Raw genomic sequence first — 17141 nt, 5'->3', positions numbered from 1 at the left:
CGATTTCGCCCGGACCGGTCCCCGCGGACCGCCGCGCTTTATTTCCCGGCCGGTCCACGGGTCGGTATGAAGCTCTCCGAGTACGTCGACCGACTCGACGACCGACTCGACACGGCCGCGTACGCCGACGTCGACGCGAGCGCGAACGGGCTCCAGGTGGGGCCGGAGGAGGCCGAGATCGAGCGCGTCGCGTTCGCGGTCGACGCCGCGCGGGCGACGATCGAGACCGCCGCCGACGCGGACGCCGACGCCCTCGTCGTCCACCACGGGCTCTCGTGGGGCGGGATCGAGCGCGTCACCGGACGGGTCCACGACCGGATCGCGGCCTTAGTCGAGCACGACATCGCACTGTACGTCTCGCACCTCCCGCTCGACGGCCACCGAGAACTGGGCAACGCCGCCGGCGTCGCGGACGCGGTGGGGCTCGCGGACCGCGACCCGTTCGGCGAGATGGGGCCGGTGACGGTCGGGACGATCGGCGAAGCGGCGGAACCGCGGTCGGCGGCGGCGATCCGGGAGACGCTCGACGGCTTCGAGGGGCAGCCGGAGGGCGAGTCGTCGCCCACGCGGGTGCTCGACTTCGGCCCCGACGAGATCGAACGGGTCGCGGTCGTCACCGGCTCCGGGGTCGACTGGCTCGACGAGGCGGTCGCCGCCGGCGCCGACGCGCTGATCACCGGCGAGGGGAAACAGCAGGTCTACCACGACGCGCGGGAGGCGGGCGTCACGGTGTTCCTCGCCGGCCACTACGCCACGGAGACGTTCGGCGTCCGCGCGCTCCAGTCGCTGACCGACGACTGGGGCGTCGAGACGACGTACCTCTCGCACCCGACCGGGCTGTAACGGGGGCGCGACCGCGCTCCCGGCGGCGCGCTCGCCGCCGAACGCAACCCTTACCGCTCGCGTCCGCGCAGTCGGGGTATGCGCGATCACTTCGAGATCCGGGACCACGACGCGGCCGGCCGGATCGGCCGACTGGAGGTCCCGCGCGCCGACGTCACGGTCGAGACGCCGGCGCTCCTGCCCGTGGTCAACCCCAACGTGCTCACGATCGAGCCCGAGCGGCTCCGCGAGGAGTTCGGCGCGGAGATGCTTATCACGAACTCCTACATCATCCGCAGCACGGACCGCATCCGCGACCGCGTGGTCGACGAGGGGCTCCACGAGTTCCTCGGGTTCGACGGCGCGATCATGACCGACTCCGGCTCCTTCCAGCTGGCCGAGTACGGCGACATCGACGTGACGACCGCGGAGATAATCGAGTTCCAGCGGCGGATCGGCAGCGACGTGGCGACCCCCGTCGACGTCCCGACGCCGCCCGACGCGGACCGCGAGCGGGCGGAGCGGGAGTTAGAGACGACGAAGCGGGCGCTCGCGGACGCCGAGGACGCCGACACGGGCGAGATGCTGGTCAACGCGCCGGTCCAGGGCGCGACGTACGCCGACCTCCGCGAGGCGGCGGGTCGGCACGCGGCCGCGACCGACCTCGACGTGTTCCCGGTCGGCGCGATGGTCCCCCTCCTGAACTCGTACCGCTACGCCGAGGTCGTCAAGGCGGTCCGCGCGGCGAAGCGCGGGCTCGGCCCGGGCGTCCCGGTCCACCTGTTCGGCGCCGGCCACCCCATGATGTTGGCCCTCGCGGTCGCGGCCGGCTGCGACCTGTTCGACTCGGCCGCCTACGCGCTGATGGCCCGCGACGGCCGCTACCTCACGGTGTCGGGGACGGAACACCTGGAGGACCTCGACTACTTCCCCTGCTCGTGTCCCGTCTGCGCGCACCACGCCCCGGCCGACCTCCGCGGCTTCGGCGACGGCGAGACGGAGCGCCTGCTCGCCGAGCACAACCTCCACGTCACCTTCGAGGAGCTGCGCCGGGTGAAGGAGGCGATCCGGTCCGGGAACCTGCTCGACCTGGTCGACCGCCGCGCCCGCGGCCACCCGGCGATGCTCGACGGCTACCGCGCGCTGCTCGACCACGCCGAGGAGCTGGAGCGCACCGACCCCGGCTCGAAGGACGCGTTCTTCTACACCTCCCACGAGGCGGCGCGCCGGCCCGAGGTGCGACGGCACCGGGACCGCCTCGGCCGGCTGACGGCGCCGGACGACCTGTTGCTCACCGAGTCGAAGGCGCCCTCCGACCACGCCTACGACGCGGTGTGGCGCGTGACGCCGCCGTTCGGCCCCTACCCGCCCGCGCTCTCGGAGACGTACCCGCTCACCGCCGAGGTGCCCGAGCGGACCGACGACGCGGCGCAGGTCGCGGCCGCGGCGGGCGTGGCCGCGCTCGCGGACGCCAACCCCGAGACGGCGCTCACGCTCGGCCACGACGCGTGGTGCGACGCGGCGCTGGAACGGCTCCCGGACCGCGTCGAAACGGAGAACCTGCGGACGCTCGGCTGACGGACCGGCGGCTCGCGAGGGAGCGTCGTCGCGGCGAAAAGCGCAGCCGTGACCGCGTCGTCCGCCCGTTCCGGACGCCGACCGCCTCAGTCGCGTCGGTGTCCGAGCGGCTTCTTCTGGTCGACCTCGACCTCGACGTGGATCGAGTCCGGGAAGTCGCGGCCGACCACGTCGCGTGCGATGTCGTCGGCGCCGTGGATCTCCATCGAGCGGCGGTACACGTCGTAGCGCCACGGCGAGAACTCGTCGCCCGGCGCGAGGTCCTTGTACAGCGGGACGGTGACCGTCTCGGAGGGGCTCGCGTGCGGGCCCTTACACTCGGCGCCCTTGCGTTCGAGGGTCTCCTTGAGCTCTTGGACGGTCTCGACGAGCACGTCGCGGTCGCCGGACGCGAAGTCGAGTTTCGTGACGAAGGTCATGGCTGGGGGTCGTCCGCCAATGGCCGCCCGAGCGGTAAAAACGCATCTACCCGCGATTCCGGGCCCCGACTTCGCCCCGGACGTGACGGTCGCTGGAGCCGAGCGCACCCGCGGTATCTACACCGCCGCGCGCCGCGGCCGCGTTCGGGCTCGAACCCCGTGTTACGGGTTCGCGTTTAGCCGGCCCGCGGAGTCGTCGCGCTCGCCGGACGGTCGGCGCTGCGTCGGACCAGTTCCCTGAAGGCGACCGGCCGGACCGTCCCCTCGGTCGACCCTGCGCAACCGGGTGATCCGCCAGCCGTCGCCCCGACAGCGGACGGGTTCGAGGACGACTTCGACCGCGTCCCCGAGGCGTAGGTCCGCCAAGCGGTCGCGGGCGTCCTCGGTCGCGTCGATGGCGTGATACGTCCGGCCGTCGACGCCGTGGAGCGTCACGCCCCTGTCGCGGTGCGGTTCCGTCGCGAGTCGACACCGCCGCCGAACCTCGGCAGTCGCTCCCATTATTCCGGGCCACGTGCGACGCAATGATAAAACGAACTATGAGACCGACCGAGTGCTATTGACCGGTACCGAGAGCGGTGTGGCGCCGTTTCGACCGTCCGGCGATGCTCGGAACCCCGCCGTGTCGTCTTCCAGTCCGCACTGACGCGACCGTTCGGAAGTCCGACACGCTCTTTAGGGGTGATCGCTTACCTGCGGCCAATGACGGTCGAAGCGACCAGTGCCGGAGCCATCCTCTTCCGCGATACCCGCGGCGAACGGGAGTACCTGCTCCTGAAGAGCCGACCGGGGGACTGGGAGTTCCCCAAAGGCGGGGTCGAGGGGGACGAGGAGCTCCAGCAGACGGCGATACGAGAAGTCGGCGAGGAGGCCGGAATCGAGGACTTCCGGCTGATCGACGGGTTCCGCAGGGAGTACGACTACGTGTTCGAGGCGAACGGGGAGACCATCCACAAGACGGTCCACCTCTTCATCGCCCGCTCGTTCGAGGCGAGCGCGGAGCTCTCGAAGGAGCACCGCGACCTCCAGTGGCGCGACTACGACCAGGCGATCAACACGATCACGCAGGACGGCCCGCGCGACATCCTAGAGGAGGCCCACGAGTACCTCGACGAGCGGAAGGACGAGGAAGACGGCAAGTACGTCTGATCGGGACGGGGCCGCACGCGGTCGACGGCGGCCGCACCCCCCGAGCGGTTCGCTTTTGTCCGCCCCGCTCGACGGGTCGATCAGTGACGCCCGACGCCGAGTTCGGCTACGAGCTGTTGGTCTGCCGGTTCGCCGAGCTGGCCTGGCACCCGAGCGAGGGGCCGCGTCCGGCGATCGTCGCCCGCCAGCTCGGTACCAAGGAGCGCCGCTGGGACACGGTCGTGATCGAGGTCGACCCGGCGGCGTTCGCGCGGCGGCGCGCGTTCGGCGACCGGACCATCGACTCTGACCTCCTCCACGTGGTCCGCGGCGCGCCCGCCGACTGGGCGTTCTATCGCGACGCGCTCCCGCACCCCGGCTACCCGTGGCGCTACGTGCGGCAGGCGGTCCACCGCGCCGCGGGCCGGGACCTGATCGAGAAGCGCCGCGACGGCAACCGGATCGAGATCCGCCGGGTGCGGCCGTATCCGGACTGGGTCGAGCGGATCGTCGCGGTCGAGAACAAGCCGGACCTCGACCGCTCGGCGGCCGACCGGCTCGCCGACCAGCTCGACCACGACGTCGAGACCGGGCTCGCCGACGAGGCGTGGCTCGCGACGGAGACGACCGGCGAGCGCGTCGAGCCCGCCCTCCTCCGCGAGCTGCCCGTCGAGGCCGGCATCCTCGCGACCGACTTCTCCGCGGGCGTCGACGCCGACGCGGCCGACGTGGCGTGGCACCCGAGCGACCTCGCGCCGGGCGAAGGCGAACGCCGCGACCCCGAGACGGAGACGCTCCGGCTTGAGATCGCGGAGCGCGCCTACGGGAAGGGGTGGCGGTCGTTCCACGAGACGATGCGTCCCGACTGTCGGCACTTCGAACTCAGGCGCGAGGGGCGCGCGCTTCTCCCGCACTGCGCCGCGAAGGGGAAGGTCCCGACCGCGCGGGAGTGCTCGGGGTCCTGTCCGAAGTTCTCGCCGGAGCCGCCGCAGTGGCGCACGCGCGGGTGGCCCATCGAGGGCGGCCCGGGGAAGGGGTACAAGCGAGTGTTGGACCGACGGCGGGAACGCGAGCGGGACCGGCCCGAAAGCGTTGAGTGAGTGGGAGAGCCAGCCCGCCGTATGCGGTCCCCGAACCAATCGCTCGCAGAGTACGCCGCGCGAACGGTGGTCGTGGTGCTCACGCTGGCGGTCCTCCAGTACACCGGGCTTCTCCTCGACGGTCCCGCGGGGATCGATCCCGGACACCTCGCCGCGGTCGCCGTGCTGTTCCCGGCGTTCTCGTACCTGATCGCCCTCGTCGGGACGAACGTGCGGTCGGGCGCCGAGTGAGACTCGCCGCGAGCGACCTCCGGAGCGGCGGTCAGGAGTCTTCCCGGACACGCCGGACGGCCTCCCTGTCCGGGAGCGCCGTCATCGCCCCCTCGGAGCGGGTCGACGCCGCGGCGACGGCGTTCGCGAACCCGAGGACCTCCTCGGGCGCGGCCTCGTCGACCAGTCCCGCGACGACGCCCGCGGTGAACGCGTCGCCCGCGCCCGTCGTGTCGACGACGTCGTCGACGCGGTAGCCGCCGTGGCGCCACTCGCCGCACTCCCACGGGGAGTCCTCGCCGGCGACCAGGCGCGCCCCCGCCTCGCCCTCGGTCAGGAAGACGGCGTCCGGTCCGGCGTCGAGTAGCTCGTCGGGGGCCGCCGGGAGCGCGTCGCCGCCGAGGTCCTCCCGCGAGGCCTTGAGAACGTCCGTCGCCGAGAGCATCCGCCGCAGCGTCGGTTCGGGGTCGACCTCCCAGAGCTCCGGCCGGACGTTCGGGTCGAAACAGACCAGCGAGTCCGCCGCCCGCGCGCGCTCGACGAGGTCGAACGTCGCCGAGCGGGCCGGTTCGACGGTCAGCGTCACTCCGCCGACGACCACGACGTCGACCGACTGGAGGACCTCGTCCGGGACGCCGCTCGCGTCGAACCGCCTGTCGGCCGTCCCCTCTCGGTAAAAGGTGAACTCTCGGTCGGCGTCCTCGCCGTGCGAGACGAACGCCAGCGCGGTCCGCGCGTCCGGAACGCGGCGCACGAACCGGTCCGAGATCCCCTCGCGGTCGAGGACGGACGCGAGGTGCTCGCCGAAGGCGTCGGTCGCGAGCGCCGTACAGAACCACGGCGTCCGGTCGAGCCTGGCGAGCCCGACCGCGACGTTGGCCGGCGCGCCGCCAGCGCGTCGGGAGAAGGACTCGACCGCCGCGAGCGGGCCGTGCCTGTCGGGGATGAAGTCGATCAGCGCCTCGCCGGCGACGAGCGCCTCACGCGTCATGCCGCGCTCGGACGGGTCCGCTGTGCTGGCCGCGCCGTTGCTCCGCGGTCGCCTCGCCTCGGTGCCGACGGGACATCTCTCGACCCGCACCTCGCGCGTGCCGGTATTAAATTCACGGGACCCCGGCGGCGTCCGCAGACGGCGCCGGCCGGACCTCAGCCGGACTCGGCGTACAGCCGAGCCTCGTACGGGCGCAGGTCGAACGGCTCGCCGGGCGCCTCGGGCACCGACTCGTAGTTCCCGAGGAGCAGCGCGGCGGACGGCCCGACCGGGGTAACGTCGGCCGTCCGGGGTTCGCCCGAGAGGTTGAGCACGACCACGACCCGCTCGCCGTCGAGGCGCCGCTCGTAGACGTACAGCTGCTCGTCGTCGGGGTAGCGGAGCTCGTAGGAGCCGTACCGGAGCGGCTCCGAGTCGCCCCGCACGCCGATCAGCGTCCGGTAGTACGACAGCACGGACGGCGTCCGTTCACGCTCGCGGGCGGCGTTGACGGCCTCGTAGTCGTCGTTGACCGGGAGCCACGGGTCGCCGTCGGTGAAGCCCGCGTGTCGGCCGTCGGTCCACTGCATCGGCGTCCGAGCGTTGTCGCGCGACCGGGCCTCGACGACGCCCCTGACCTCCCCGTACCCGCCGTACACGCCATCCGCGATCAGCTCGCGGACGTTCCGGACGGTGTCGACGTCGGCGACGTCGTCGAGGCTCTCGAAGGTGGTGTTCGTCATGCCGAGCTCCTGGCCCTGGTAGACGAACGGCGTTCCACGCAGCGTTAGGAGGGCCGTCGCGAGCGCCGTCGCGGACTCGTAGCGGTACCGCTCGTCGTCGCCGAACCGGGAGACGCTGCGCGGCTGGTCGTGGTTCTCGAAGAAGAGGGTCGTCCACCACTCGTCGTCGAGGCCGCGCTGCCACGTATCGAGGACCGACTTGAGCTCCGGCAGCGTCCACTCGCCGACGTCCCACCGGCCGTTCGGCCCGAAGTCGACTTGGACGTGTTCGAAGGGGAAGACTAAGTCGAGCGGGCCGTCCTCGCCGGTGTACTCGCGGGCGGAATCCAGGGTTAGCTCCGGCATCTCGCCGACGGTGACGATGTCCCGCCCGGCGAACACCGCGTCGTGCATCTCGGCCAAGTACTCGTGGATCCGGGGGCCGTCGACGAAGTGTTCGCTCCCGACGAGGTCTCGACTGGGGTCGCCGTCGGGCAGCCCCTCGGGCTTCGAGATGAGGTTGAGCACGTCGAGCCGGAACCCGTCGATGCCCTTGTCGAGCCACCAGTTCATCACCTCGTGCATCTCTGCTCGGACGTCCGGGTTGCGCCAGTTGAGGTCGGGCTGCGTCGTGTCGAAGAGGCTGAGGTACCACGCCTCGCGCTCCTCGTCGTACGTCCAGGCGGAGCCGCCGAAGAACGACTTCCAGTTGTTCGGCGGCTCGTCGGCGTCCCCCTCGCGCCAGACGTAGTAGTCGCCGTACTCCCCGTCCGGGTCCGCGCGGGACTGCCGGAACCACTCGTGTTCGGACGAGGTGTGGTTCGCGACCATGTCCATCACCAGGCGGATATCGCGGTCGTGGAGGCCGGCCAGCAGCGACTCCCAGTCGTCCATCGTCCCGTACTTCGAGTGGATCGAGCGGTAGTCGCTGACGTCGTACCCGTTGTCGTGCTGGGGCGACTCGTACACCGGGCTCAGCCAGACCGCGTCGACGCCGAGCTCGTCGACGTAGTCGAGCTTCTCGACGATGCCCGGGATGTCGCCGACCCCGTCGCCGTCGGAGTCGTTGAAGCTCCGCGGGTAGATCTGATACACCACCGCCTCCTTCCACCATGCGCGCTCTGTCATTTTTGGTGCGATCCGGCCGACGCGGCGCGCGGTCCGCCGCGGCTCTCCGCCGGTCCGACCGGTACTGCGTCGATAGTAGTCCCTCGTCTGTTAGCACTATCGAAACGGCCCAGTCCGCCCGCAATCGCCCGGTTCGATCGGCGGGCGGCGACGGCAGACGACCGCCGTCCCGCGCCGCGAGATGGATCGCGTTTTTATCCCGGGAGGCGATGACCGACGCATGACAGCCGGACCGGTTCGCGTCGGGCTCCTCGTCGAGGGGGACCCGAGCGACCGACAGGCGGCGGCGCGCGAGTGGGCGGAGGCCAGGTACGACGTCGACCTCGTCGACCCGGCGCGGGTCACGCCGACGACGGCGCACGACGTCCTCTGGTGGCACCGCGCGGAGGCGCCGGCGGTCGAGGACCGGACCGCGTCGGCGCTCGCGGCGTTCGTCCGCGACGGCGGCGGACTCCTCCTGAGCCTCCGCGCCGTGGGGGCGGCGACGTCGCTCGGCTTCGAGTCCGTCGCGCCCGACGCCGTCGGGACGCGGACCGTCACGGCCCCGACCGGGCCCCTCTGGCGGTCGGTGTACGACGACCACCCCGCGGTCGACGCGTTCGAGGGGCTCCGGACGCCCGTCGCGGACCGCGGGACGGTTCCCTACGCCCGCTACGAGGACCGGCTCCCCGCCGATGGCGAAGTCCTCGCGTCGACCGTCGAGGGCGAGCACGACCGGCCGACCCAGACCAGCGTGGTCTCATGGCACCCGGGCGAGGGGGCGGTGCTGGGCGTCGGCGAACTGGCGCTCGCGCCGGCGGTCTCGGAGCCGTACGGCACGAACCGAGACCGGCTCGTCGAGGGGCTTGTCGAGTCGCTGGCGGCCGGCCCGAACCCGAGGTTCGACCGCCCGGTCGACGGGGAGGGGTTCCGACGCCTCAGAGCGCGGCTCGACGGCGACGAGCAACGGCCCCGGTACCACCTCACGCCGCCGGCGAACTGGCTCAACGACCCGAACGGGCTGATCGAGCGCGACGGGACGTATCACGTGTTCTACCAGTACAACCCGGGCGGCCCGTACCACAACTCGATCCACTGGGGCCACGCCACGAGCGAGGACCTCGTAACCTGGCGCGACGAGCCGGTCGCGCTGTCACCGTCGCCCGACGGCCCGGACAGCGACGGCTGCTGGTCGGGCTGCGCGGTCGAGTTCGACGGCGAGCCGACGATACTGTACACCGGCGGGCGCGGCCGCCGACAGCTCCCCTGCCTGGCGACCGCCGCGGACCCGATGCTGCAGTCGTGGACCAAAGAGCGGTCGAACCCGGTGATCGAGGCGCCGCCGGACGACGTCGACGTGCTGGAGACGGAGCACTGGCAGGCGGAGTTCCGGGACCACTGCGTCTGGCGGGAGGACGGCCGGTGGCACCAGCTCATCGGCTCCGGCCTCACCGACGTCGGCGGGACGGTCTTCCGGTACAGCTCCGAGAACCTCCGCGACTGGCGCTACGAGGGGCGGTTCCTCACCGCAGAGCGGCCGGACGCCGGGGCGGTCTGGGAGTGTCCCGAGCTGCTCCGCTTCGGGGAGTGGGACCTCCTCCACGTCTCGGACTACGAGAGCGTCCCGTACTTCGTCGGCACGCGTCGCGACGGGGCGTTCGAGGTCGCCTCCCGGGGCGTCCTCGACCGCGGCGACTTCTACGCGCCGCAGTCGATGGCCGTCGACGACGGCTACCTGACGTGGGGGTGGCTCCCCGAGGCCCGCGACGCCGAGGCACAGTGGGACGCGGGCTGGTCCGGCTCGCTGTCGGTGCCGCGGCGGATCGAGGTGGACGAGTCGGGCGAGCTGACCCAGCGGCCGGCGCCGCAGCTGACCGCGCTCAGGGAGGCGAAGCAGGTCGACGGGGCGTCGGTCTCACTCGACGACGAGCGGTGGACCGCTCCCGCCGGCGGCCGCGCGCTCGAACTGGCGGCGACGGTCGCGCTCGACGACGCCGACGCCGTGACGCTCTCCGTCTTCGAGTCGCCGGACCGGCGAGAGCGCACCGAGATCCGCTACAACGCGACGAACGAGCTCGTCGTCGACCGCTCGGCCGCGAGCGAGGACCCGCGCGCGCGGAGCGACGAACAGCGGATGCCGGTGACGCCGTACGACGAGCCCCTCACCCTCCGGGCCTTCCTCGACGGCTCCACGGTCGAGCTGTTCGCCAACGAGCGCCACTGCCTGACGAGCCGCGTCTACCCGACGCGGACGGACAGCACCGGAATCTCGTTCGCGGCGTCCGGCGGCCGCGCAGAGGTCGAGGACCTCTTCATCTGGGAACTCGACGGCGGGTTCCCGGACACGCCGTCGGGCCGGACGGACTGAGCCGGCGGCGCCGAGGCGACAGCCGGTCGTCGCCCGCGAGGCCGCTCGTTCTCTCGCCGCTCAGACGGATTGCAACCGATCCGCGGAGACGCGTCGATCGGCCGCTACGCCCGCCGAGCGCGCGATCCGCCCAATTTCATGAATATTAACTCAACTCCGAATTAATATTCCGAAGATATAAGTGTCGGCGTCCCCAATCAGTAATCGAGATGAGCATGAACACAGTCCTCCTCGCCGTCGGATCGAAAGACGAGAGCCGCCTCGAAGAACTCGCGGAGACCGCGGCGTCCGTCGTCGACCCGGACGGCCGCGTCGTCTTACTCCACGTGTTCGACCGCGAGCGATACGACACGATCGAGACGCAGCTGAACATCGACGAAGACTCCGAGGTCACGCCCGACGACGTCTCGGAGCGGTCGCGGATCGTCAGCGACGTCGCCGAGCGACTCGAACGCGCGGGCGTCGACTACGAGATTCGCGGCGCGCTCGGCGAAACGGCCGAGAGCATCCTCGACAAGAGCGAGAGCCTCGACGCCGACCTCGTCGTCGTGGGCGGGCGCTCCCGCTCGGCGACCGGGAAGGCGCTGTTCGGCTCGACCGCGCAGCGCGTGCTGCTCGAAGCGGACTGCCCGGTGACGTTCGTCAAGGACCGGTCCGAGGAGCAGACGGAAGCGACCGTCCCCGCGTAACTCGGCGTTTTTTCTCCCGTCCGGCGCACCGGTCGCGGAGTCGCCGGCCTCTCACCTCCCGCCCGCACCCACTGCGGACGGCACGAGAACGGTCGCGTAGGCTACGGGACCGGCTCGTCGTACTCCGACCCGAACGGGCGGTCGGCGCCGTAATCGCCGCCGACGGCGCCTTCGCGGGTCACCCCGTCGAAGTCGTCGTCGGGGACTTCGGACTCGTCGACCGGCGGGAGCGGCTCGTCCGGCGCGGGGATCCGCCAGGCGTCGAGCGCCCCGAGCAGCCGCGTCTCGTCGCCGTCGACCGCGAGCCGGAGCGTCGGCGCGAGCGTGCCGCCGAACCGCGCGCGCTGCTCGGCCTCCGGGAGCTCCGCGACCGCGTCCAGCGAGTCGCCCGCGAAGTCGTGGTAGTTGAGGAAGCTCTGGAGCAGCACCTCCTCGCCGTGGGCGAACGCCATCCACGAGTACGCCTGGAACCGCGCGCCTGACGGGTTCGTCGCCACGAGCCCGCTCCCGTTCAGGGGGCGGTACGGGCCCTCGAACCGGTCCGCGACGAAGCCGTACAGCCCGTCCGGGCCGGCCACCCCCGGCGCGAACGTGTGGACGTGGCTGCAGACGAACAGGTAGTAGCAGCCGTCCGCGACGACGACGTGCGGGCGTTCGAGCTCCTGGTTCACCTCGACGGCGTCGAGGAGCGGCGGGCGGAGCTCCCACGAGAGCGGGTCGCCCGTGGGGGAGGCGGCGACGCCGACGCAGCCGTTGAACTCGCGCCGCTCGCTCGTCGCGGCGTCGTCCCCGTCGCGCTCGGGCGCCGGGACGTTGGCCTCGAAGAGGAGGTGGGTCTCGCCGGACGCGGGGTCTTCGAAGAACCACGGGTCGCGGAAGGTGTACGTCATCCCGCGCGACTGCGCCTCCGTCTCGTACCGGTCGCCGTCGGGCTCCAACAGCGTCTCGTGGGTCCACGGGCCCGCGATCTCGACCCCGTCCGCGTCGGCGGTCACGGAGCCGCCGTGCGCGACCGCGATCCGCTGGGTGTACGTCAGTTCGTCGGCGTCCTCGCGGCCGGCCGCGGTGTAGAAGAGGTAGACGTCGCCGTCGTCGTACAGCGCCGAGCCGGCCCACTGGCGCTGACCGAGCGCGCCGCCGTCGAAGACCGGGCCGGCGTCGCGCCACTCGCTCCCGTCGCGCGAGCAGAAGCAGCGGATCTCGGCCACGTCGTGGCGCGTCCCGGGGAGGAGGTCCGCCGACGCGGTCAGCGAGAACGCCAGCCGCCAGCCGTCCACCTCCGCGATCCCCCCGTGGCGGTCCCGCAGCAGCCACGTGTCCCAGATGTGGAGGTCCGGGAACGGGTCGACGGTCGGCGGACCCGCGACCGGGGCGACGTTCCCCCCGCGCCGCCCGATCCCCGCGGCCTGCTCGCGCGTCCACCGTGACCGGGGCCGACCGTCGGCTCCGGGGAGCGAATCGTCCATACAATCTCTCCACAACGGACCGAATAAAGCCTTTTCAGTTGGGACGACTCGCGAGCGACGGAACCCGCCGAGACGGAAATAAAACGTTTTATTACAGCCGTGGTAGTTCAACGCATGGAACCACGACGTCCCGGACGAGATCGAGCGGTCCGCGCCCGCTTCGAACGCGCGCATTCCGCCGATCCGACAGTCGGCCGTGCGGTGGCTTCTGTCGGGACGGAGCGACCGATCGGGGACGGTGGATGAGAGTGGACCGCGCAGAACTCACGGAGACGCTGGAGGACGCCGGCCTCTCGCCGTACCAGGCCGACGCGTACGTCACGGTGCTTGAGCTGGGCGCCGCCCCGGTCACGCGGGTCGCCGACGTCAGCGGGGTGCCCGACCCGCGGATCTACGACGTGTTGCGCGACCTGGAGAGCGCCGGCTACATCGAGACGTACGAGCAGGAGTCGCTGTACGCCCGCGCGAACGACCTCGACGAGATCACCGACGACTTGGAGTCGCGGGCGAAGCGGCTCACGGCCGCGACCGAAGAGATCGAGCGCCGCTGGAACGAGCCCTCCGTCGAGCGGTCGACGGTGAGCATCGTCACTCGGTTCGAGACGGTGATCAAGAACGCCGACGAGTTCATCCGCGAGGCCGAGACGCAAGTGAACCTATCGCTCGGTGTCGACCACTTCGAGCGGCTGCGCCCGGCGCTCCGGGCGGCCACCGACCGCGGCGTCCGCGTCAACCTCTCGATACACACCCCGGACGGTGACGGCGAGGTGCTCCCGGATGCCGAGGACCTCGCCGGGATCTGCTCCGAGGCCCGCCACCGCCGCGTCCCGTCTCCATTCGTTGTGATCGTCGATCGGACGAAGACCTGCTTCGCGCCCCACGCGGGGTCGACCAACGAGTACGGCGTGCTCGTCGACGACCGCACGCACACGTACGTGTTCTACTGGTACTTTCTGACGACCCAGTGGGACGCGTGGAAGTCGATCTACACGACTCGCGACGACGAGCCGCCGATCGACTACATCGACATTCGGTACTGCGTCCGCGACGTCGCGCCGCTCCTCCGCGACGGGGCGACCGTCCGGCTCCGGATCGAGGGAACCGACACCGAGAGCGGCGACGACCGTGTCGTCGAGGGCGTCCTCTCGGACGTCGTGGTCGCTGGCGACGATGACGCGGTCGACGCCGACACCGTCGCCAGCTACGGCGGCCGGGTCGGGCTCGTCGTCGAGACCGACGGCGGGCCCGTCGAGGTCGGCGGTTGGGGCGCGATGGTCGAGGCTGTCGAGGCCCACCGGATCACGCTCGTCAGCGTGGCATAGCGGTCGCGAACGGTTCTCTGCGTCAGTCGGAAGCGGGCCTCGAACGCCGCGAGCTCGCGCCGGGGCGCCGGCGGCAGGACAGCGAGGAGAGGCCGCGGAGCGGACCGCGGGTCGCCGACTACAGCGAGTGGCTGATCGCGTCGCCGCTCGCCCGGTCGAATAGGTGGACGTTGTCGCGGTCCAACACGACCTGAACGTCGTCGCTCTCGGAGATCGTCGTGTCGGGTTCGAGGTTGATCAGCAACTGCCCCTCGCCGCGGCCCTCGGCGCTCGCCTCCACGTCGCGGTCGAACAGGAGGTACGCGTTCACCTCCTTCCCGACCGGTTCGATCACGTCGACGACGGCGTCGAACGCCTTGGTCGGCGCGCCCGCCTCCCCGGCGTTTCGTTCGAGGTGAACGTCCTCCGGCCGGACGCCGACGGTGACGTTCTGGCCCGGCGAAACACCCTGTGCGTCGGGGTCGAACTCGATGTCGGTGTAAGTCGACTCGAACCCGTCTGCGACCGCCTCGCCCTCGATGAAGTTCATCGACGGCGATCCGATGAAGCCGGCGACGAAGCGGTTTGCGGGCTCGTTGTAGCACTCCAACGGCGGCGCCACCTGCTGGAGCACGCCGCTGTTGATCACCGCGATCCGGTCGGACATCGTCATCGCCTGTGCCTGGTCGTGTGTGACGTATATGATGGTCGTGTCCAGCTCGCGGTGGAGCCGCTGGAGCTGTGTGCGCATGTGGACGCGTAGCTCCGCGTCGAGGTTCGCCAGCGGCTCGTCCATCAGGAATGCGCCCGGGTTGCGGACGATAGCGCGAGCGATGGCGACGCGCTGGCGCTGCCCGCCGGACATCTCGCTCGGCATCCGTTCCATCATCCCCTCCAACTGGACGATGTCGGCCGCCTCCTCGACGCGCCGCTCGACTTCCTCCTGGTCGTACTTCCGGAGGCGGAGCCCGAAGGAGATGTTGTCGTACACGTCCATGTGCGGGAACAGCGCGATGTTCTGGAACACCATGGAGATCCCCCGGTCCTTCGGCGGCAGGTCCGTGACGTCGCGCCCACCGATCTCGATGCTCCCCTCCGTGGGGAGCGTGAGTCCGGCGATCGTCTCCATCGTGGTCGACTTGCCGCACCCGGAGGGGCCGACGAAGGTGACGAACTCGCCGTCCTCGATCTCCAGGTTCATGTCGTCGACTGCCGTTACGTCCTCGTATCGTTTCGTGATACCCGATAGTTTGACTGATGCCATGGTTACTCCTTGACCGCCCCCGAGGTGAGTCCGCTCACGATCTTCTCCTGTGCGACGACGACGAGGATGGCCACCGGCAGGACCGCGACGATGCTGGCGGCCGCCATGAGGTTGTACAGCACCTCGAACTCGCCCTGGAACCGGAGGATGCCCTCCAGCATCGGCGCCCAGCTACCGGGGCGCCCGTCGGTCATCAGCGAGCTGAAGAAGTACTCGTTGTACACCGAGATGAACGTCAGCACGCCCGCGGTCGCGACGCCCGGCGCCGAGAGCGGCACGATCACGCGGAACAGCGCGCCGAGCCGCGTCGTCCCCTCGACCCGCGCGGCGTCCTCTAGCCCGTCCGGGATCTGCGAGTAGAACGTCATGAGGATGAATATCGACAGCGGCAAGAAGATCGCCGACAGCGGGATGAAGATCGCGTACGGCGTGTTGTACAGCGACCCGGCCGAGAGCAACGGCCGCAACACGTCGACGTTGGTGTTGAACAGCCGGTTCAGCGGGATGAAGAAGGCTGCCGGCGGGAAGAAGGACGTCACCAGCACCAGAAGCAGCATCGGCCGCCGGCCGCGGAACCGCAGGCGGCCGAACACGTAGCCGGCGAGGCTCCCGACGAGCAGCACCGCCACGGTCGCGATAGTGGCGATGAGGAAGCTGTTGAACACGTATCGGTGGAACGGGAGCGTGGTGAAGATTTCGATGAACGCCCCCGGGTTGAACCCCGCCGGGAGGAACACGCCGACCTCTGAGAGGTTGTTCCGCGGCGTCAGCGCGACGACCAGCAGCCAGTAGAACGGGAACAGCGTCGTGACGAGGAAAAAGAACGTCGCCACGTAGAACGCCATCCGGTACGCCCGCTGCGGGTTCGAGATCATCTTCGCGGCCCAGGCCTCGATCGGGCCGCGGTCGAGGTCGGGCTCCTCGCGGTCGGCCTGGTTCGCCATCTCGACGGTCGGGTCGTCGTCGCCCGTCGCGGGATCGGTCGCGCTCATGCGACACCCCCGCTGCTCCGACGGAGCGCGACCAGGTACGCGACCACGAACGCGCTGATGACGATCGCGGTCAGGAACGCGACCGCGGACGCGGTGGCCCAGCGGCGGCTCTCTTGGAGCGCAATGATCACGAGACAGGTCAGCGACGGCACCGTCTCACAGCCCGCGGTCGCGTCGATGAGCCCGTAGATCCGCATCGCGTCTAGCGTCCGGAACAGCATCGCGACTAGGAGTGCGGGCGCTACGAGCGGCAGCGTGATGTACTTGAACCGCTGCCACGGCGACGCGCCCGAGACCTTCGCGACGTCGTAGAGCCCGCGGTCGATGCTCTGAAGCCCCGCGAGGATGAGCAGCGCCATGAACGCGGTCGTCTTCCAGATGTCCGCGACGAGCACGATGAAGAACGAGTCCGTGCTGCTTGACAGCGGGTTGTCGCCGAACACGCCGAGCCACCTCATGAACTCGGTTCCCCAGCCGATGGTCGGGTTGAAAATGAGGAAGAAAATCATCCCCTGAATGACGATTGGGATGGCCCACGGAATGATGATCGCCACCCGGACCCACCGCCGCCCGTAGAAGTCTTGATCGATCACGAGCGCCTGTCCGAACCCGATCACCGTCTCGAAGACCACGCTCGCGATCGCGAACGCCAGCGTCGCCAAGAGCGCCTGTTGTAGGAACGGGGCGCCGAACTCCACGAACGGGAATCCGTCGGCGAGCGTCACCGAGATGAACTGCTGGGTGAACGGCGTCTCGCCCGTGAGCAGGTCCACGTAGTTACCGAGACCGATGAATTCCCCGAACGGCTCCGCGCCGGAGAGGGAGTTCGCGAGGAGCGAGAACCGGAACGTCGCGATGAGCGGGTAGAACGCGACGACCGCGAGCAGCAGAAACGCGGGAGCTAACAGCACGTACGCGTACACCTCCTCGGACTGCGTCTCCAGCCAGTTGAGCGGCCGGGCGAACACCGAACCGCCGTCGTCCGCCCGCGCGTCGGTTGCCATC

The 17141-nt window shown here is 70.5% G+C and carries 16 protein-coding genes; 8 read left to right on the top strand and 8 right to left on the bottom strand.

Annotated features, from left to right (window positions below; genetic code table 11):
• Window positions 1–66 precede the first annotated feature (66 nt).
• Together AMR74_RS10850 and tgtA are read left to right on the top strand one after the other, a co-directional pair.
• A complete protein-coding gene (locus tag AMR74_RS10850; protein WP_053772079.1) occupies window positions 67–843 on the top strand; it encodes a Nif3-like dinuclear metal center hexameric protein in 777 nt (258 codons plus the stop codon).
• 78 nt (window positions 844–921) lie between these two features.
• Entirely contained in the window at window positions 922–2400 is a 1479-nt protein-coding gene (tgtA, locus tag AMR74_RS10845; RefSeq protein WP_053772078.1) for a tRNA guanosine(15) transglycosylase TgtA, read from the top strand.
• A gap of 86 nt (window positions 2401–2486) precedes the next feature.
• Here the strand turns inward: tgtA and AMR74_RS10840 are convergent, their stop codons facing one another.
• Both AMR74_RS10840 and AMR74_RS10835 read right to left on the bottom strand, forming a co-directional pair.
• On the bottom strand, window positions 2487–2819 hold the full coding sequence (locus tag AMR74_RS10840) for an uS10/mL48 family ribosomal protein (RefSeq protein WP_053772077.1): 333 nt from the start codon (window positions 2817–2819) through the stop codon (window positions 2487–2489).
• Between the two features lie 162 nt (window positions 2820–2981).
• On the bottom strand, window positions 2982–3320 hold the full coding sequence (locus tag AMR74_RS10835) for a hypothetical protein (RefSeq protein ID WP_053772076.1): 339 nt from the start codon (window positions 3318–3320) through the stop codon (window positions 2982–2984).
• 201 nt (window positions 3321–3521) lie between these two features.
• Between AMR74_RS10835 and AMR74_RS10830 the strand changes: the two genes are divergently transcribed.
• From AMR74_RS10830 to AMR74_RS10820, 3 genes are all read left to right on the top strand, one after another.
• Window positions 3522–3968: a bis(5'-nucleosyl)-tetraphosphatase gene (locus AMR74_RS10830; RefSeq protein ID WP_053772075.1), complete on the top strand. Its 447-nt coding sequence runs from the start codon at window positions 3522–3524 to the stop codon at window positions 3966–3968.
• An 83-nt stretch (window positions 3969–4051) separates the two neighbouring features.
• A complete protein-coding gene (locus tag AMR74_RS10825) occupies window positions 4052–5047 on the top strand; it encodes a DUF5787 family protein (RefSeq protein ID WP_053772074.1) in 996 nt (331 codons plus the stop codon).
• 21 nt (window positions 5048–5068) lie between these two features.
• Entirely contained in the window at window positions 5069–5278 is a 210-nt protein-coding gene (locus tag AMR74_RS10820) for a hypothetical protein (protein ID WP_053772073.1), read from the top strand.
• A 31-nt stretch (window positions 5279–5309) separates the two neighbouring features.
• On the opposite strand, the gene AMR74_RS10815 is transcribed toward AMR74_RS10820, so the two are convergent.
• Window positions 5310–6248: a carbohydrate kinase family protein gene (locus tag AMR74_RS10815; RefSeq protein ID WP_053772367.1), complete on the bottom strand. Its 939-nt coding sequence runs from the start codon at window positions 6246–6248 to the stop codon at window positions 5310–5312.
• A 155-nt stretch (window positions 6249–6403) separates the two neighbouring features.
• Window positions 6404–8077, bottom strand: a complete 1674-nt coding sequence (locus AMR74_RS10810) for a glycoside hydrolase family 13 protein (RefSeq protein ID WP_053772072.1) — start codon at window positions 8075–8077, stop codon at window positions 6404–6406.
• 220 nt (window positions 8078–8297) lie between these two features.
• Between AMR74_RS10810 and AMR74_RS10805 the strand changes: the two genes are divergently transcribed.
• Both AMR74_RS10805 and AMR74_RS10800 read left to right on the top strand, forming a co-directional pair.
• On the top strand, window positions 8298–10424 hold the full coding sequence (locus AMR74_RS10805; RefSeq protein ID WP_053772071.1) for a glycoside hydrolase family 32 protein: 2127 nt from the start codon (window positions 8298–8300) through the stop codon (window positions 10422–10424).
• Window positions 10425–10633: 209 nt separating this feature from the next.
• Window positions 10634–11113, top strand: a complete 480-nt coding sequence (locus AMR74_RS10800; protein WP_053772070.1) for a universal stress protein — start codon at window positions 10634–10636, stop codon at window positions 11111–11113.
• 101 nt (window positions 11114–11214) lie between these two features.
• Here AMR74_RS10800 and AMR74_RS10795 read toward each other — a convergent pair whose 3' ends face one another.
• Window positions 11215–12579, bottom strand: a complete 1365-nt coding sequence (locus AMR74_RS10795; RefSeq protein ID WP_053772069.1) for a glycoside hydrolase family 68 protein — start codon at window positions 12577–12579, stop codon at window positions 11215–11217.
• Between the two features lie 242 nt (window positions 12580–12821).
• On the opposite strand from AMR74_RS10795, the gene AMR74_RS10790 reads away from it, so the two are divergent.
• Window positions 12822–13901, top strand: a complete 1080-nt coding sequence (locus AMR74_RS10790) for a TrmB family transcriptional regulator (protein WP_082356872.1) — start codon at window positions 12822–12824, stop codon at window positions 13899–13901.
• Between the two features lie 118 nt (window positions 13902–14019).
• Here AMR74_RS10790 and AMR74_RS10785 read toward each other — a convergent pair whose 3' ends face one another.
• The 3 genes from AMR74_RS10785 to AMR74_RS10775 are packed head-to-tail and all read right to left on the bottom strand — an operon-like array spanning window position 14020 to window position 17140.
• On the bottom strand, window positions 14020–15144 hold the full coding sequence (locus tag AMR74_RS10785) for an ABC transporter ATP-binding protein (protein WP_053772067.1): 1125 nt from the start codon (window positions 15142–15144) through the stop codon (window positions 14020–14022).
• A 2-nt stretch (window positions 15145–15146) separates the two neighbouring features.
• The gene (locus tag AMR74_RS10780) at window positions 15147–16088 is read right to left on the bottom strand and encodes a carbohydrate ABC transporter permease (RefSeq protein ID WP_053772366.1); all 942 of its coding nucleotides are present in this window, start codon (window positions 16086–16088) and stop codon (window positions 15147–15149) included.
• Window positions 16089–16132: 44 nt separating this feature from the next.
• A complete protein-coding gene (locus AMR74_RS10775) occupies window positions 16133–17140 on the bottom strand; it encodes a carbohydrate ABC transporter permease (protein ID WP_053772066.1) in 1008 nt (335 codons plus the stop codon).
• Window position 17141 lies beyond the last annotated feature (1 nt).

Source organism: Halorubrum tropicale, from assembly GCF_001280455.1.
In the GTDB taxonomy this organism is placed as follows: domain Archaea; phylum Halobacteriota; class Halobacteria; order Halobacteriales; family Haloferacaceae; genus Halorubrum; species Halorubrum tropicale.
The sequence above is the reverse complement of the archived record's forward strand: the minus strand, read 5'-3'. Positions and strand labels throughout refer to the sequence as shown.

What these genes read in the sequence shown, in the direction of transcription:
- AMR74_RS10820 (WP_053772073.1), top strand. Translation starts at nt 5,069, where the DNA reads ATGCGGTCCCCGAACCAATCGCTCGCAGAGTACGCCGCGCGAACGGTG.
- AMR74_RS10835 (WP_053772076.1), bottom strand. Translation starts at nt 3,320, where the DNA reads ATGGGAGCGACTGCCGAGGTTCGGCGGCGGTGTCGACTCGCGACGGAA.
- AMR74_RS10840 (WP_053772077.1), bottom strand. Translation starts at nt 2,819, where the DNA reads ATGACCTTCGTCACGAAACTCGACTTCGCGTCCGGCGACCGCGACGTG.
- AMR74_RS10830 (WP_053772075.1), top strand. Translation starts at nt 3,522, where the DNA reads ATGACGGTCGAAGCGACCAGTGCCGGAGCCATCCTCTTCCGCGATACC.
- AMR74_RS10800 (WP_053772070.1), top strand. Translation starts at nt 10,634, where the DNA reads ATGAGCATGAACACAGTCCTCCTCGCCGTCGGATCGAAAGACGAGAGC.
- AMR74_RS10805 (WP_053772071.1), top strand. Translation starts at nt 8,298, where the DNA reads ATGACAGCCGGACCGGTTCGCGTCGGGCTCCTCGTCGAGGGGGACCCG.
- AMR74_RS10815 (WP_053772367.1), bottom strand. Translation starts at nt 6,248, where the DNA reads ATGACGCGTGAGGCGCTCGTCGCCGGCGAGGCGCTGATCGACTTCATC.
- AMR74_RS10785 (WP_053772067.1), bottom strand. Translation starts at nt 15,144, where the DNA reads ATGGCATCAGTCAAACTATCGGGTATCACGAAACGATACGAGGACGTA.
- tgtA (WP_053772078.1), top strand. Translation starts at nt 922, where the DNA reads ATGCGCGATCACTTCGAGATCCGGGACCACGACGCGGCCGGCCGGATC.
- AMR74_RS10795 (WP_053772069.1), bottom strand. Translation starts at nt 12,579, where the DNA reads ATGGACGATTCGCTCCCCGGAGCCGACGGTCGGCCCCGGTCACGGTGG.
- AMR74_RS10780 (WP_053772366.1), bottom strand. Translation starts at nt 16,088, where the DNA reads ATGGCGAACCAGGCCGACCGCGAGGAGCCCGACCTCGACCGCGGCCCG.
- AMR74_RS10775 (WP_053772066.1), bottom strand. Translation starts at nt 17,140, where the DNA reads ATGGCAACCGACGCGCGGGCGGACGACGGCGGTTCGGTGTTCGCCCGG.
- AMR74_RS10790 (WP_082356872.1), top strand. Translation starts at nt 12,822, where the DNA reads ATGAGAGTGGACCGCGCAGAACTCACGGAGACGCTGGAGGACGCCGGC.
- AMR74_RS10850 (WP_053772079.1), top strand. Translation starts at nt 67, where the DNA reads ATGAAGCTCTCCGAGTACGTCGACCGACTCGACGACCGACTCGACACG.
- AMR74_RS10810 (WP_053772072.1), bottom strand. Translation starts at nt 8,077, where the DNA reads ATGACAGAGCGCGCATGGTGGAAGGAGGCGGTGGTGTATCAGATCTAC.